At 61.9% G+C, this 15,002-nt stretch carries 13 protein-coding genes; 3 read left to right on the top strand and 10 right to left on the bottom strand.

The genetic code is table 11. The annotated features are described in order from the left end of the window. Positions 1–4: 4 nt before the first annotated feature. Together M1E05_RS12160 and M1E05_RS12155 are read left to right on the top strand one after the other, a co-directional pair. The gene (locus tag M1E05_RS12160; RefSeq protein ID WP_461163086.1) at positions 5–1,561 is read left to right on the top strand and encodes an aldehyde dehydrogenase family protein; all 1,557 of its coding nucleotides are present in this window, start codon (positions 5–7) and stop codon (positions 1,559–1,561) included. Between the two features lie 28 nt (positions 1,562–1,589). Further along, positions 1,590–2,567 carry a D-2-hydroxyacid dehydrogenase gene (locus M1E05_RS12155; protein WP_461163085.1) on the top strand — a complete coding sequence of 326 codons (978 nt, stop codon included), beginning with the start codon at positions 1,590–1,592 and terminating at the stop codon, positions 2,565–2,567. Positions 2,568–2,587: 20 nt separating this feature from the next. On the opposite strand, the gene M1E05_RS12150 is transcribed toward M1E05_RS12155, so the two are convergent. From M1E05_RS12150 to M1E05_RS12110, 9 genes are all read right to left on the bottom strand, one after another. Then, on the bottom strand, positions 2,588–3,262 hold the full coding sequence (locus M1E05_RS12150) for a GntR family transcriptional regulator (RefSeq protein WP_458114205.1): 675 nt from the start codon (positions 3,260–3,262) through the stop codon (positions 2,588–2,590). Between the two features lie 71 nt (positions 3,263–3,333). Then, the gene (locus M1E05_RS12145; protein WP_461163084.1) at positions 3,334–4,047 is read right to left on the bottom strand and encodes a GntR family transcriptional regulator; all 714 of its coding nucleotides are present in this window, start codon (positions 4,045–4,047) and stop codon (positions 3,334–3,336) included. 14 nt (positions 4,048–4,061) lie between these two features. Further along, positions 4,062–5,516 (bottom strand): NAD-dependent succinate-semialdehyde dehydrogenase, encoded by a 1,455-nt coding sequence (locus M1E05_RS12140; protein ID WP_461163083.1) that lies wholly within the window; start codon positions 5,514–5,516, stop codon positions 4,062–4,064. A gap of 38 nt (positions 5,517–5,554) precedes the next feature. Continuing rightward, positions 5,555–6,688 (bottom strand): N-methyl-L-tryptophan oxidase, encoded by a 1,134-nt coding sequence (solA, locus tag M1E05_RS12135; protein WP_461163082.1) that lies wholly within the window; start codon positions 6,686–6,688, stop codon positions 5,555–5,557. A gap of 2 nt (positions 6,689–6,690) precedes the next feature. After that, positions 6,691–7,458, bottom strand: a complete 768-nt coding sequence (locus M1E05_RS12130) for an amino acid ABC transporter ATP-binding protein (protein ID WP_461163081.1) — start codon at positions 7,456–7,458, stop codon at positions 6,691–6,693. Further along, a complete protein-coding gene (locus M1E05_RS12125) occupies positions 7,455–8,357 on the bottom strand; it encodes an amino acid ABC transporter permease (protein WP_458114201.1) in 903 nt (300 codons plus the stop codon). Before M1E05_RS12125 ends, M1E05_RS12130 begins: the two co-directional genes overlap by 4 nt. Before the next feature lie 47 nt (positions 8,358–8,404). Continuing rightward, on the bottom strand, positions 8,405–9,331 hold the full coding sequence (locus M1E05_RS12120; RefSeq protein ID WP_458114200.1) for an ABC transporter substrate-binding protein: 927 nt from the start codon (positions 9,329–9,331) through the stop codon (positions 8,405–8,407). A 259-nt stretch (positions 9,332–9,590) separates the two neighbouring features. Continuing rightward, positions 9,591–10,724 (bottom strand): ROK family transcriptional regulator, encoded by a 1,134-nt coding sequence (locus tag M1E05_RS12115; protein WP_458114199.1) that lies wholly within the window; start codon positions 10,722–10,724, stop codon positions 9,591–9,593. A 42-nt stretch (positions 10,725–10,766) separates the two neighbouring features. Further along, on the bottom strand, positions 10,767–12,128 hold the full coding sequence (locus M1E05_RS12110) for an aspartate aminotransferase family protein (RefSeq protein ID WP_461163080.1): 1,362 nt from the start codon (positions 12,126–12,128) through the stop codon (positions 10,767–10,769). A 626-nt stretch (positions 12,129–12,754) separates the two neighbouring features. On the opposite strand from M1E05_RS12110, the gene M1E05_RS12105 reads away from it, so the two are divergent. Beyond that, positions 12,755–13,561, top strand: a complete 807-nt coding sequence (locus M1E05_RS12105) for an alpha/beta fold hydrolase (RefSeq protein WP_461163079.1) — start codon at positions 12,755–12,757, stop codon at positions 13,559–13,561. Between the two features lie 12 nt (positions 13,562–13,573). Here M1E05_RS12105 and pdxR read toward each other — a convergent pair whose 3' ends face one another. Further along, positions 13,574–14,983, bottom strand: a complete 1,410-nt coding sequence (gene pdxR, locus M1E05_RS12100) for a MocR-like pyridoxine biosynthesis transcription factor PdxR (RefSeq protein ID WP_461163078.1) — start codon at positions 14,981–14,983, stop codon at positions 13,574–13,576. Positions 14,984–15,002: the final 19 nt, after the last annotated feature.

The raw sequence follows: 15,002 nt of genomic DNA, 5'->3' as shown, positions 1-15,002 counted from the left end.
TCCCATGCTTCCATCCATAAACGCTCTTGACGCGGGCCAGGAATCAGCCGGAATCACCGGAACCGCAGACGGGCGGGCAGAGGTCATACAACTTCCGGGCGGTGCCTTCTTCGAAGGTCAGTGGCAGACCTCGGAGTTGACCCTGGAGGTGCGGGATCCTGAGGATGGGTTCCTTTTGGGGCTGGCGTGCAGTTCGACGGCGGCGGATGTGGGCCGGGCAACGGCTCACATCCACCGCCACCTTCAGGCGGACGAGTGGCCGCTCCGTTTGCGCCGGGAGGCGCTGGAGCGGGCGGTGGTGTTGTTGGGGGAGCAGGCTGAGCGGTTCGCCAACATCATTGCCGCTGAGAGCAGCAAGACCATCACCGAGGCGGAGCGTGAGGTGCGGCGTTGCGCCGAGACCTTGCGGCTTTCCGCCGCTGCTTCTGAGGAGCTCGCGGGGGAGACCCTGAGTTTTGAGGACAGTATGGCCGGGGCTGGCAAGATCGGCTGGTACAACCGGAAGCCGGTGGGGATTGTCGCGGCGATCACGCCGTTCAATGATCCGCTGAACCTCGTGGCGCACAAGCTGGGCCCGGCCATCATCGGCGGCAACGGGGTCCTGCTGAAGCCCTCCACCCGCACCCCTTTGGTCGGGCTGGCTTTTGTCCAGCTGCTGCTGGAGGCGGGTGTCCCGTCGGGACGGATCGCCGCGATCGTCACCGGCCCCGGGGTGTCCGAGGCTGTTGTCACTGACCCGCGGGTGGACCTGATTTCCTTCACCGGCGGCCCCGCGACGGCCGAACGGATCGCCGCCGCGGCCGGGGCGAAAAAGATCCTCTCCGAACTCGGCGGGAACAACGCCACGATCGTGTGCGCGGACGCTGACGCGCAGGCCGCGGCGAAGGCCATCGTGGCCGGCGCGTTCGGAGTGGCGGGGCAGAACTGCCTGTCCGTGCAGCGCGTTTACGTCCACACTTCCTTGTTCGATACGGTCCTGGAGCTGGTCACGGCCGGGACGAGGGAGCTGCGCACGGGGCCGAAGCTTGACCGGTCCACCGACGTTGGCCCGCTCATCTCCGAAGCCGAAGCCCGGCGGGTAGAGGAATGGGTGGACGAAGCCACGGCCGCCGGGGCAACCGTCCACACCGGCGGGATCCGCCGGAACGCCTACTACGAACCGACCGTCCTGACCGATGTCCCCTCCGACGCCCGGGTCATCCGGGACGAGGTCTTCGGCCCGGCGGTCAGCATCCTGCCGTTCATCGAGGTCCGGGACGCCGTGTTCGAAGCGAACAACACCGAGTTCGGCCTCCAGGCCGGGGTCTTCACCCGGTCCATCGACCTGGCCCTGGCGGTAGCGGAGAAACTCCACGTCGGCGCCGTGGTCATCAACGAGACGTCCGACGTCCGGATCGACTCCATGCCCTTTGGCGGGTTCAAAAAATCAGGGGTAGGCCGTGAAGGGGTCCGCCACGCGGTCCGCGAAATGACAGAACCGAAAAACACCATCATCAACCTCGGCGAGTCACAGGCCCGCTGGCAGGTCCTCGGCGGCCTGACCGAAAGGACCACACCATGACTAACTACACTAGCGCCGAGGTAACAGCATGAGCCCCGTGCCCAGGCGGCCGGTCGTCGCGGCCCTCTACCGCGAGGCCCTCCCGCCACGCATCGCCGAAGTCCAGGAACTCGCAGAGGTCCGCCTCACCAAAGCCGACGGACTCGCCGAAGCCATGGACGGCGCGGACGTGCTCTACCAGTGGCACTCCTTCTCACCCGCGCTGAAGGAGAACTGGGCCGCCGCGTCCACGCTGGAATGGATCCACGTCTCCGCCGCCGGCGTCAGCCAGCTCCTCTTCGACGAACTCGTCCACAGCAACGTCGTCTACACCAACTCCCGCGGAGTGCTCAGCCGGGCCATCGCCGAGTTCGCCCTGGGCTTCGTCCTGGACATGGCCAAGGACTCCCACGGGTCCTACCGTCTCCAGCAGGAACAGCGCTGGCAGCACCGGATCACCCGCAAAATCCAGGGCCAAACCGCCCTCGTGGTCGGCACAGGATCCATCGGCCGCGAAATCGCCCGCCTCTTCCGCGCCGTCGGCATGGAAGTCAGCGGAGCCGGAAGAACAACCCGGCCAGGAGACGCGGACTTCGACGTCATCCACTCCTCCCGGGACCTGGCCCGCGTCGCAGGAGACTACGACTACCTCGTCCTCGCCGCGCCGCTGACCGCCGACACCACCGGCCTCGCAGGCGCCGACGTGCTCGCAGCGATGAAACCCTCAGCCCGGCTCATCAACGTAGGCCGCGGCCAGCTCGTGGACACCGCAGCCCTGACCCACGCGCTGGCCACCGGCTCGATCGCCGGCGCCGCCCTGGACGTTGTGGACCCCGAACCGCTCCCCGCCGGACATCCGCTCTGGAGCATGGAGAACGTCATCATCACCCCGCACATGAGCGGCGACACCGAAGACTACCTCGACGACCTCGGCAAACTCTTCGTCGACAACCTCAAACGCTACTGCAACAACGAACCACTCGAAAACATCGTAGACAAACAACTCGGATTCGTCCCCGCACCCTAACCGGCGCTGCGCGTCAGAACTTACTTTGCTTTATGCCTCTCGGCGATAATGCCTCGGATGGATTCCCGATACTGGATGATCGTGTCTGAAATGACCTTCTCCGCCAGTACTGGGTCACGTGAGTCAAGTGCGTCAACAATGTTTTGGTGCTCAGATTCGAGCGTATCCGGGTCCTCGTACTCGTGATGCTCGATAGAAAGCACAAACATGAAGTACCTCAGCTCAGTCACCAATTGCTGATAGAAGGTCCGCAATTTCTGGCTTCCGAGGAGTCCGACTATCGCGCTGTGAACCGCAAGGTCCTTCTCGACAATCTTGAATGGGTCTCCACTCTTCAAAACTGCCCGGAACTCCTCCATGGCGGCGTGAACCTCGTCCATCGAGGTGCTTTCGGAGATACTCCGTGCGGCTGTGGTCTCCAGATGGTATCGCGCGTTGTAGACGTCCATGATCTCCGCGTCGGTGGGGTCCCAAACGATGGCGCCCTGATTTGCGCGATGACGAATGAGGCCGCCCGCTTGAACTATGCGGACGGCTTCACGGATAGTGTTCCTGGAAAGTCCAAGGTTGTCCGCGAGGAGACTCTCCCTCAGACGTTCGCCTGGCTTGAGTCCTCCACTAAGAATCATGGCTGTGAGACCATCCGCGACCTGTTGCACGGTAGATGAATGGACTATCTTAATCTGCTCAACCATGCCTTCATCCTACATGCGTGGTCAACTGTAGTGCAGTAGACCACCCCATAGGGCAGGACCTTCTTTTGCCGTTAGTTCACCTGAGATGTGCTGGCCACGGCTTGTTTCTCCTTGGTGCTGAGGTCGTGAACGGCTTTTTGCATATGTTGCCTGAGGGCTTTATTAAGTTCTTCCCTACTGCCGGTGTCGAGCAGGTAGAGGATGTTCTCGTGTTCCTGGATCAGGGTCTGAGCCTGTGGGTAGGCGATTTCCAGGTTAAGGATGCACATGGTTGATTCCGCGGCCAAGGTTTTGTAGATTCGCGTCATTCTGCTGTTACCGGCAGCCGCGACGAGGGTGGTGTGGAACTGCATGTCCAGTTGGGCCACCGCTTTCCAATTGTTTGCGTCAACTCGCCTTTTCATGTTCCGGAGAATTGTTCTCAGGGCCTGGCAGGTGGCCTTGATGTGCTTGGGACTGCTGCTGAGCAGGTTATCGGCAGCGTTGGTTTCCACTGCCTCACGCACGGCGTAGATTTCCTTGCTGTCCTGGGCCGTTAGTTCGAGCACGCAGACGCCGTGGTTACGCCGGTTGGTGAGGATGCCTTCCTGGCACAGCCGCTGCACGGCTTCCCGGACGGGGCTCCGGGACGTGTTCAACTGGACGGCCAGAAAGGATTCATTGATCTGTTCTCCGGGGCGGAACACCCCCTGAATGATTTGTTCGCGCAGCTGATCTGCGATCAGCTGCGCTGTGGGCCTTCCCTCCAAGCTGAACAGGCCTTTGGCTGCTAGTGATCCTCTCATCTGAACTGAGGTCTCTAGATTGCTATTGCGGTGTATTTGTATTCAAGGAATTCCTCGATGCCGATCTTTCCGCCTTCGCGTCCGAGTCCGGATTGTTTGATGCCGCCGAAGGGGGCGATCGGGTTGGAGACGAGGCCGGTGTTGATGCCGACCATTCCGACTTCGAGTTCGGCGGAGAACCGCAGGGCCTTGGCGGTGCTTTCGGTGAACACATAGCCCACCAGGCCCCATTCGGTGTCGTTGGCCACGCGCAGCACCTCGTCTTCGCTATCGAAGGTGGTGATCGCGGCTACGGGCCCGAAGATCTCAGTGTTCATCAGGTCCGCGTCCAGGCTCACCTCGGTCAGGACGGTGGGGGTGTAGAAGTAGCCGGGACCTTCGGGACGGTTTCCGCCGGTGAGGACGCTGGCGCCCTTGGCGAGGGCGTCGGCGACGAGGCTTTCGACCTTGTCCAGGCCCTTCTGCTCGATCAGGGGACCGACGTCGGTTCCGGCCAGGGCGCCGTTGCCGACCTGCAGTTCGGACATTTTCTTGGCGAACTTCTCGCTGAATTCGGTGACCACTGAGCGGTGCACGAAGAAGCGGTTCGCTGCGGTGCACGCTTCACCCATGTTCCGCATCTTGGCCTTCATGGCCCCGTCGACGGCCTTCTCGATGTCGGCGTCGGCCAGGACGATGAACGGGGCGTTGCCGCCCAGTTCCATCGAGGAACGCATCACGTTCTCCGCAGCCTGCTTCAGCAGGATCTTCCCCACCCCGGTGGAGCCGGTGAAGCTGATCTTGCGGGCGATGCCGCTGGCGGTCCAGTTCTCCACCACGGGCGCGGCGCTGGCGGTGGTCACGACGTTCAGCACACCGTCAGGAAGGCCCGCCTGGCGGAAAATGTCCACCAGGGCAAGGGAAGTCAGCGGGGTCAGTTCGGCCGGTTTGAAGACCATGGTGCAGCCGGCCGCGACCGCGGGGGCGATCTTGCGCGCCCCCATGGCCAGCGGGAAGTTCCACGGGGTCACCAGCACCGAGGGACCCACGGGTTCCTTGGTGATCATGATCCGGGTGTTGCCGTCCACCGAGGTGGTGTTGTCCCCGCCGATCCGGACGGCCTCTTCGGAGAACCAGCGGAGCATCTCGGCCCCGTACACCACCTCACCCTTCGCCTCGGCCAGCGGCTTGCCCATCTCAGCGGTCATGATCGCAGCGAGGTGGTCGGCGTTGGCAATGACCAGCTCAAAGGCGCGGCGCAGGATGTCCGCCCGTTCCCGCGGCGTGGACTTGCCCCACGCTGCCTGGGCGCGGCCCGCTGCCTGGATGGCCAGGGCAGCATCTTCGGGACCACCATCGGCGACGTGGGCAATGACTTCATTTGTGGCCGGATTCTCAACAGGGAACGTCGCCCCGCTGCTGGCCTTCTGCCAGACGCCATCTATGAACAGGTCGGTGTAGAGGGTACTGGAATCAAATGAAGTGCTCATGTCACGCTTTCAATGATGGAAGGGAAAGGGCTACCAGGTCAGCTGGTTTTGAATCGTTGGGGACGCACAAACTCCAGGCCGTCGAAAGATCGTTTGCCGAGGGCTTCGTGTGCAGCGATTTCGCCGAATCCTGTGGCATTTTTGAAGCCGCCACCGGAGAAGCCTGTGGCACAGTAGATCCTGCTTCCTTCTTTGACCCTACCGAGCAGGGGGTGACCGTCCGTGGTGAAAAGGTCTGGAAAGGCGTCCGACCGAACGATGTTGGGAAGCAGACCGGGGAAAAACTCGGTGACGGTTTCGGTGGTCTCGATAATTTCTGCGGGAGACAGTTCTCTGGGCACGGCGTCGGCGTCCGGCGTCGGTCCTCCGCGGCCGTCCAGGGTTGCCTTGACCGTAACCCCATCCACGGCGGGCGCCCCATACATGGAGCGGTCCTCGTAGATCCGGATGAAGACGGGGAAGTTCTCGGGGGTGAATTCGGCTCCGTCTTTGGCGACGAACCAGGTCAGGAAGACGCGCTTGGTCTGGGTTGCCGCCTTCAGGTAATCGGGCATCAGGCGCTGGGACCAGCCGCCGGAGGAGACGATGACGTTCTCGAAGGTCCAGGACTTCCCGCCTGAGGTGATGACGACGCCGTCGGCGGTTTCGGTGATGCTGTCGATCGGGGTGTTGCTGTGGACTGTCGCGCCGTTGGCCTGGGCCGCAGCAACTGCCGCCGTGACCGCACGGTCGGTGCGCAGGGCGCCGCCGTTGGGGTCATAGACGGCGACGTCATCCGGGCGGAGGTTGTGCTGGGGGTAGCGTTCGGCCATCTCTTCGCGGCTGAGGATCTGGTGCTCGGCGCCGTTCGCCCTGGTGGTCTCCAGCAAGGCCGCGATGTAGGGCCCGTCCGCGGTTCCGATCGAAAGCCCCCCACAGCGTGTGAGGATGTTCTGGCCTGTTTCAGCTTCGAGATCGGTCCAGAGTTCGCGGGAGCGTTCGAGGATGGGGTAGAAGTCAGGCAGTCCGCGGTACAGCATACGGAAGAGCCTGGTGTCCCCGCCCACGGCGCTGCGGCCATGGGCGGGAGCATGGGCTTCGAATCCCGTCACGGAGTCGGACAGCCGGGAGGCCTGCCAGAGCGCCATGGAACCGATGCTGCCCAGGCCGATGACGGCGAGTTTTCCATCCACGGTTAGAGCACCTGTTCCAGGAAGGCCTGGGTGCGGGGTTCCTGTGGGTTGGAGAGGACTTCGCGGGCGTCGCCGCGTTCGACGACGTAGCCGTCGTCCATGAAGACCAGGGAGTCGGCCACTTCGCGGGCGAAGCCCATCTCATGGGTGACCACCACCATGGTCACGCCCTTCTTCGCGAGGTCCTTCATGACGGCCAGGACTTCGCCGACCTTTTCCGGGTCCAGTGCGGAGGTGGGTTCGTCAAAGAGCATGATCTCCGGATCCATCGCAAGGGACCGGGCGATCGCGACGCGCTGCTGCTGCCCGCCGGAGAGCTGGGCCGGGTAGTAGTCCCCGAACCCGGCCAGACCAACGCTGGCGAGCAGTTCGTGCGCCCGCTTGGCCGCCTGTTTCTTAGCTGCGCCCTTGACCAGGACAGGTCCGGACATGACGTTTTCCAGGGCGGTCATGTTCGGAAACAGGTTGAACGACTGGAACACCATCCCCACCCTGGTGCGCTGCTCGGCGAGCTTCTTGGGACTGTGTGCGTGGTAGGCGTGCGCGGTCTCGTAGTAGCCGAAGTCCTCGCCGTTGACTTTCAGCACACCCGAGTCGACGGTCTCCAGGCCGTTGATGCAGCGCAGGACGGTGGACTTCCCCGAGCCGCTGGGGCCGATGATGCAGCAGATCTCTCCGCTGGCGATTTCCAGGTTGATGTCTTTGAGGACTGTTTTGGGTCCGAAAGACTTCCGGATTTTCTGGGCAAGAATCGTTCCGTCGGTGCTCATCGGAGGTTACCTTCTTCCGGTTCGTCCAACACAACAACTTTCTTGGCCTTCCGGGGGAGCCTGGAGGTTGCGCGGGAGTATTTCTGTTCGAGCTTGGACTGCGGGTAGCTCAGCAGCAGCGTCATCACGAGGTACCAGAGGCTGGCCACGATAAGCAGCGGGATAGTTTCGTAGGTGCGGGCGTAGATGAGCTGGGCGCTTTGGAGCAGTTCCGCGACGCCCAGGACACTGACGAGGGAGGTTCCCTTGAACATGCCGATCACCTGGTTGCCGGTGGCCGGGATGATGGAGGGCATGGCCTGGGGGATGATGACCTTGCGCATCTTCATCGCACCGCTCATGCCGAGGGAGTCGGCGGCTTCGATCTGGCCCTTGCCCACCGAGGAGAACCCGCCACGGATGATCTCGGCCATGTAGGCGGCTTCGTTCAGGGTCAGGCCGACCAATGCTGCGGTGATGGGCGCCATCAGGGCGTTCGTGTCAATTTTGGTGCCGATGTCGGTGAACGGGATGCCGATGCTCAGGTCCGGGTACAACGCGGAGACGTTGAACCAGAAGATCAGCTGCACCAGGACCGGCGTGCCGCGGAACAGGGTGATGTAGACATTCGCGGTGGCCGCGATCGGCTTGATTTTCGAGCCCCTCATGATTGCCAGGCCCAGCCCCAGGAGCGTTCCGAGGGCCATGCTGGCAAAGGTCAGGAAGAGTGTGAGCATCAGCCCGCGGATGATTGTGTCGTGGGTGAAGTACTGGGCGACAATGCCCCACCTGAAGTTCGGATTCGTCGAAACCGAAGCCAGGATGCCGATGCCGATCAGGCTGCACACCACCCAGGCGACGTACTCGAAGGTGCTGCGCCGCTTGAGCCTTGGCTTGAGCGCTGAATCCGTCCCGGTCATTATGGTTCCGCTTCCTTGGGGAATCGTTTTCAACATAGGGTCACCCACTAGCGGATTGCGGCTTCGGTGATGGCTGATTCGCTGAGGCCCCAGTGCTCGAGGGCTTCTTTGTATTCGGGGGTTTCGAGTACCGACTGGATGGCTTTTTGCAGGGCCGGTGTCAACGGGGAGCCCTTCTTCAGGCCCATGGCGACGTTGGTGTTGGTGCGGGTGTCCATGCGGGGTTCGAGGATGTGGAAGTGGTTGGGCTGCTGCTCGTTGGCCCAGGCCAGGGCGCTGGCGTCGTAGAAGACGCCGTCGATGCGCTTGGAGTCGAGCTGGGTGAGGGCTTCCTGGACGTTGGGCAGGGTGATGCCGTTGATGGCGGGCTGGCCCTTTTCCTCGCAGGTCCATTTGGAGACGTTGGGCAGGTGCTTGAGTTGCTGGGTGGAGCCCTTGGTGACGCCGATGTTCTTGCCGCAGAGCGTCTCGTTGGTCAGTTTGAGCGGGTTGCCATGGGGTACTGCCACGGCCGAGCCGCCTTTGAGGTAGTTGATCATGTCCAGGACCTTGAGGCGTTCTTCGGTGGCGGACATGGTGGTGGCGGTGAAGTCGTAGCGTCCGCCGTCGATGCCGGGAATGATGGTGTCGAAGGCGGTGTTTTCGAACTTCAGCTTCAGGCCGAGTTTTTTGGCGACGAGGCGGGCGAGGTCGGGGTTGAGTCCGATCGGGGTGGAGTTGTCTTCCGCCAGGAAGGTCATCGGCGGGGAGCTGAGGTCCATCGCGACGGTGATTTCGCCCTTGGTTTTGAAGGACTCGGGCAGCAGTGCGACCGCGGCGGCGTCGGGCTGGACGCCTTCTGAGATGTCACGGGTGTTCTGTGTCTTGGGCAGGTCCGTGGCCTGGGTGCCGGTGGCCGCGCCGCCACAGGCAGTCAGGGCCAGCAGCACAGCAAGTCCTGCGGCCGCGGTCTGGATCGTGTTTCTGGTCTTCATGGTGCTTCCCTTCAATGGGTTCAGCGGCAAGTGCCGGCCGAAGGTGCAGTCTTTCCAATGCCTGCCGCTCGGCGTCATCATGCAATGTGCGAGGGGCGGCGATGTAACTAATGCTTCATGTGAGCTGTGACTCAGCTCTCGTTCCGTAAAGCAATAAAACCCTGCTTTTCGTTCAATGTCAACAGTTGAACAGTAAATGTCTCAACTGTTGAACAGTACTACTATTGCAGCTTTAGATGTGCTCGATAAAACGACTAATTCAAGAGCTGGTCAGCATCAATTCCCTGAGCCGGGACTGGGCCAGAGCCAGTCCCGCATACGCTGCTCCCCGGGCCACCGATAGTCCGGCCACTTGGGATACGACCCTGATCTCCGGGACGACGGGAAGGCTTCGCGCGAGTCGCCCGCGCGCCTCGGGGAGCACTTCGTCCACGAGCGGACTTAAGCGCCCCACAAAATACACGGATTCCGGGTCCAGGGTAACTGCAACGGCACCGACGGCGGTCACGATCGCCGTCGTAAACGCCTCCACCACTTCCGCGCGGGACTGCACTTCGTGCGGTTGGGCCCAGAGCGCTTCGATGCCCGCCAGGCCCAGTCCCCGACCCTTGGCGAATCGGAGGAGCCCCTTCGTGCTCAAGAGCCCATCGAGGGTTTCGTTGCCGACGCCGGAAAAGAGGACAGCGCCCAGATTACCGAAAGCGGGTGTCCGCCCCTGCGCGATCTCATGATCCCTGCAACTGGCGAAGCTCAGCACAGTACTAAGCATGAACAAAGCTGCATTCCCGATGCTCGAGTCATCCTTCAGGATTTCGCGTAGGGACGCACTGGCATCGCTCTCAAGGACCACCGGAGCTCTCAATCGGTCTTCAAGCGACTTCTGGAGCAGCGAATTCATCAAGATCTTGCTTGATTCTGATCCTGCCGACGAGTTGCTGCCACTGACAAAACGGCCGGGCAGTGCGGCAACAATTTGGCGCAAAGGCCCCTCGGCGGAATCACTTGTCTCCACAATCAAGTCCACCAGCCACTGGGCAGTGATCGCGCCATCTTTCCCCTCGAGGCTGGGAACGATCACGTGCCTCACCTCGCGACCTCTCAGATCTGTTACCAGGACACAAGTGGTGCGCGCTCCGAAAGCGATGCCGACAATGTGCCCTGCTGTACCGGGTACATCCAAATAAATTGAGCGCCGGCCGCGCCGCACTACCGCATCCACTCCCTGCTCGACGACAAAACCGTCAAGAAGAAGCTCATCCACCTTCCGGGACACAGTCGGCTGGCTCAAATGCGTCAATTCGATAAGCCTGCTACGAGTCAAAGGCGCCTCTGAAAGAACCGCGTCAAGAACCGACGCCTTGCTGTAGTCACGTGCCGAGGGGTTGCTACTCATAGCCCAACCTTAAGTGAGTCTGCACGGCCAGTCTGTTCGGGTTTAGTGCAGTGTTTTGAAGGCGCGGCTTATTCCGTCGAGGAGGCGGTCGGCGTCGGTGGTGGAGAAGGGCATTGGGGGGCGGAGTTTGAGGACGTTGCCTTGGGCGCCGCAGGCGGAGATGAGGATGCGGTCTTCGCGGAGGGTGTTGACGATGGTGGCGGCGGCGTCGCCGTTGGGGGTGAGTGTGGTTCGGTCGGTGACGAGGTCGACGCCGATGAAGAAGCCGCTTCCGCGGACTTCGGCGACCTGGTCCAGGCCTTGGCTGAGGTCTTTGAGTCCGGTGATGATTTTTTCGCCGACTTTGAGGGCGTTTTCTATCAGTGATTCCTCGCGGATGACGTCCAGGACGGCTTGGGCGGCGGCGATGGCTACGGAGTTTCCGCCGAAGGTGTTGAAGTAGCGGATGTTCTTGCCGAACTCTACGAGGAGTTCGGGTTTGAAGATGGCTGCCGCGACGGGGATGCCGTTGCCCATGGGTTTGCCGATGGTGACGATGTCCGGGACGATTCCGTGGCGTTGGAAGCCCCACCACTGCTCACCGGTGCGGCCGAAGCCTGGTTGGACTTCGTCTGCGATGTAGAGGCCGCCGGCGGCGTGGACTTCTTCGATGATGGGGTTGAGGAACCCTGTGGGGCCGGCGAAGACGCCGTCGGAGGAGAAGATGCTGTCGGCGATGAAGGCGGCGAGTCCGATGCCGTGCCGGTGGAGGTCTGCGATGGCGGCGCGGACCTGGTTGCGCAGGTGGTCTTCGAGGGATCCTTGATCGGAGGAGAAGCGCAGGGCGTCGGGGGCGTCGATGACGCGGACGTTTGCGCCCAGGGGCACGCCTGCGCCCAGGGAGGGGGAGAATGATGCTACCTCGGCTGTCAGGCCGTGGTAGGCGCCGGAGGTGACGATGATGCCTTGGTTGCCGGTGGCGTATTTGGCTACGCGCATGGCGAGGTCGTTGGCTTCGGAGCCGGTGCAGGTGAACATGACGTGGCCAAGTTCTGCGGGGAACGTGGAGAGCAGTTGCTCCGAGTAGTCCAGGATCGATTCCTGGACGTAGCGGGTGTTGGTGTTCAGTATCTGCATCTGTTCGTGGACAGCTGCGATGACTTTCGGGTGGGCGTGCCCGACCGAGGGAACGTTGTTGTAAACGTCGAGGTAGTCATTGCCTTCCTGATCAAACAGGATGACGCCCTGGCCACGAACGATTTCCAGGGGGGTGTCGTAGAAGAGCCGGTAACTCGGCCCGAGGCTCTGGTCACGGCGTCGGATGTTCTTCTGCATCTGAGCCGGTAGCTCACCGAGGCGGTTCGGATCAAAGCCGTTGATCATGGCCCGGGACGGCTTCCGGATGGTCTGGGGGTTATTGCTCATGATTTCTCCTTGGTGCTAGCGGGTCCAGTTCGGAGCCCAGTGCATCGGTTCGAGCTGAGTTGCGGTTATTTCATTCACTATGAATCTAAATGCCCACTGTTCAACTGTCAACAAAAACGCGAAAACCAACCCTCCGAACCTATTGTGGATTGTTGACAATCGGCTAGACTGACCATGTGCATTACCAACCGAGGACGGTACCCGTCCGGCCTCTTAATAAAGGAATGTCATGAAGAAACGTCGTCCCGCTGCTTCGACTCTCATTCTCGAGGAACCATCACGCACTGGTCATCACTGCCCAACAACCGGCTGGTGGTCGGCTAGTGGTGATCCGGGCGACGCGAGGTTCATCATCAGGGGAGAGGTAATGCCTGCATTGAGCGGCACCCCTGCGTCCTGGACACTGACAGGGGCGGTTGGCGGAAGCCGGGGGCTGGGACTCGAATCGGCGCTCCACCTAAGTTCCTAGACTCAGGAGTGCCCAGCTTCGGGTGAGTTTGTTGCAGGACCTGGAAGTGAGGGAGCAGGGGCTTCGCAGGGGGCGTCTGATTGCCCTGCTGCCGAGACAGCATCCGGACTAGGATAGCCCGAAACGAAGCGGTGGACGGGGAGTGGAGGACGCGGCGATGCACCCGGATGTGACCGAAGGTCCCGGAAGCGGGTATGCCCCAGTCAACGGAATGCAGATGTACTACGAGCTGCATGGTGCCGGCGGCACACCGCTCTTGCTCCTGCATGGCGGGCTGTTCGATATCCAGCAGCAGTTTGGGGCATTGATCCCAAGCTTGTCGGCCGGACGCAAGGTCATCGCCACGGACTTTCAAGGTCACGGCCGAACCAACGACATCGACCGTCCACTGAACACCCCCGACCTGGCCTCCGACGTCGTCGGGCTCCTTGCCCATCTGCAGGTCCGGGAGGTCGATGTGTTCGGATTCAGCGTCGGCGGCGCGGTTGCACTGCATCTTGCCGTCAACCGTCCGGACCTTGTGCGCAAACTCATTGTCTCGTCGGTGTCATTTCGCCCCGACGGCGACCGGGGCGGAAACGCCGAAGCGGTTGCTGCGATGACAGTCGATATGATTGCCGGTACCCCAATGGAAGAGCGCTATCTGGCTGTTTCGCCGCACCCGGACCACGAGCATCTCCAGGCGCTCTTGGACAAGCTCGGAGGCTACGATGCGGGTGCCACAGGCTGGAGTGACGACAAGATCCGCGGCATTGCCGCGCCCACACTGATCACCGTCGGTGATTGCGACATGGTCAAGCTCGAGCATGCGGTGCGTTTCCTTCAGCTGCGCGGGGGAGATGTGAACGGCGACTTTGAAGGAGTGCCCGCTTCGCAGCTCGCAGTGTTTCCCGGCACAACACATTTCTTCGGACTGGCAAGGACCGAACTGGTGCGGGATGTTGTAACCACCTTTCTGGATTGACGACGACGGCAGCTAATCTTCCGCTACTGGGTCCGCGTCGAGAAGGCTTCCCAGGAGGTTGAGAGCTTCGGACAGCTGGAGGTCGGTGACTGCGCCATACCCTATGACCAGGCCGTTCATTGGGGGCCGGTCGGCGTAGTAGTCAGCCAGGGGCACCACTCGGATGCCCTGCTCGAGAGCTTTCGCAGCCACAGCTGTAGCCTTGGGTTCCTGGAAACGGATAACAGCATGGAGCCCTCCCTCAAGAGCGCCGAGCTCCAAGTCTTCGCGGGCCCCGAGGCGGTCGATAAGCAGGGCACGGCGGTGCGAGTACTCCCGACGCGCGCGCGTGACGTGGCGTGAAAGTCCTCCCCCTTGGATGTAATGCGCCAGGGCTGATTGCAGCACTCCTGCCACAGGCGTGTCCAGGGCTTCACGTAGTGCTTTCAGCCCGCGGCCCGATTCGCCGCGAACCACGAGGTAACCGCAACGCAGCCAGGGGCTCAGGTTCTTGGAAAACGTTCCCAAAAGTACTACTTCAGCATTTGTGGGAAGTGAGGAAACGGCAGGAAGGGGCATTCTGCTGTGACGGAATTCGCTGTCGTAGTCATCTTCCAGAACGAGCACATTGTGTTGGTCGGCCCATTTCAGGAGCCCCAGCCGTTCCTGGACAGCCATTCGGCCCCCGAGTGGATACTGGTGGCTGGGCGTTATGAGAACCGCGTCCGGAATGTCCGTGAGTGCGGCCAGCTGTGAAGTTCGCAGACCGTCTTCGTCCACCGGAACAGTCTGCAGCTGAGCGCCAGCGGCTCTCATGACGCAGCGGGCTCTTGGGTAGCCGGGATCCTCCAGCAGGATGCGCGGATCAGCTCCGCGGGTGCGCAGCATGGACACAATCAGGTGCAGGGCATCACTGGTTCCGCCAGTGATAATGACATCTTCAGGTTCGACGGCGAGGCCCCGTGACACCGCCAGATGCCCTGCGACAGCTTTCCTCAGCGCGACCGTTCCAAGTGCCGGCGGCAGGTGGGTGTTTCCCTGTTCCGATAACGCCTTTTTCCAGGCATTGCGCCATTCGCGGTCCTTGAACGGTGACCCTGATGGCCGCCCGGGAGTCAGATCTATCAGGTCAGCCGTCTCGGGGCCACGGCTGGGATGCTGCTCCTTTTTTGGGGGTCGTTGGATGTCGGGCCGGACGGCCACCGTGGTCCCGCCTGCTCCGCTGCTCTCGAGGAACCCTTCCCCGGACAGCTGCTCGAATGCCCGGACCACCACACCCCGTGAAATGCCCAATTCTGAAGCCATCCTGCGGGTAGCAGGAAGGGTGTGGTCGGGTTGGAGGATTCCGTTGAGGATGGCGGCACGCAGTTGGCCGGCTACTTGCGCGGCCAAGGAAACAGAGCTGTCCCTGTCCAGATCGATGGGAATTTCGGCTTCACTCATTGGACCTCCAAACTTGGTG

It is taken from the genome of Arthrobacter sp. R4-81 (assembly GCF_054792365.1).
This window is presented reverse-complemented; position numbering and strand designations above follow the sequence as displayed.

Bases quoted from the DNA above. Each gene is read 5' to 3' on its own strand.
- M1E05_RS12160 (WP_461163086.1), top strand. From the start codon at position 5: ATGCTTCCATCCATAAACGCTCTTGACGCGGGCCAGGAATCAGCCGGA.
- M1E05_RS12115 (WP_458114199.1), bottom strand. From the start codon at position 10,724: ATGAGTAGCAACCCCTCGGCACGTGACTACAGCAAGGCGTCGGTTCTT.
- pdxR (WP_461163078.1), bottom strand. From the start codon at position 14,983: ATGAGTGAAGCCGAAATTCCCATCGATCTGGACAGGGACAGCTCTGTT.
- M1E05_RS12150 (WP_458114205.1), bottom strand. From the start codon at position 3,262: ATGGTTGAGCAGATTAAGATAGTCCATTCATCTACCGTGCAACAGGTC.
- M1E05_RS12130 (WP_461163081.1), bottom strand. From the start codon at position 7,458: ATGAGCACCGACGGAACGATTCTTGCCCAGAAAATCCGGAAGTCTTTC.
- M1E05_RS12145 (WP_461163084.1), bottom strand. From the start codon at position 4,047: ATGAGAGGATCACTAGCAGCCAAAGGCCTGTTCAGCTTGGAGGGAAGG.
- M1E05_RS12125 (WP_458114201.1), bottom strand. From the start codon at position 8,357: ATGACCGGGACGGATTCAGCGCTCAAGCCAAGGCTCAAGCGGCGCAGC.
- M1E05_RS12110 (WP_461163080.1), bottom strand. From the start codon at position 12,128: ATGAGCAATAACCCCCAGACCATCCGGAAGCCGTCCCGGGCCATGATC.
- M1E05_RS12120 (WP_458114200.1), bottom strand. From the start codon at position 9,331: ATGAAGACCAGAAACACGATCCAGACCGCGGCCGCAGGACTTGCTGTG.
- M1E05_RS12155 (WP_461163085.1), top strand. From the start codon at position 1,590: ATGAGCCCCGTGCCCAGGCGGCCGGTCGTCGCGGCCCTCTACCGCGAG.
- M1E05_RS12140 (WP_461163083.1), bottom strand. From the start codon at position 5,516: ATGAGCACTTCATTTGATTCCAGTACCCTCTACACCGACCTGTTCATA.
- M1E05_RS12105 (WP_461163079.1), top strand. From the start codon at position 12,755: ATGCACCCGGATGTGACCGAAGGTCCCGGAAGCGGGTATGCCCCAGTC.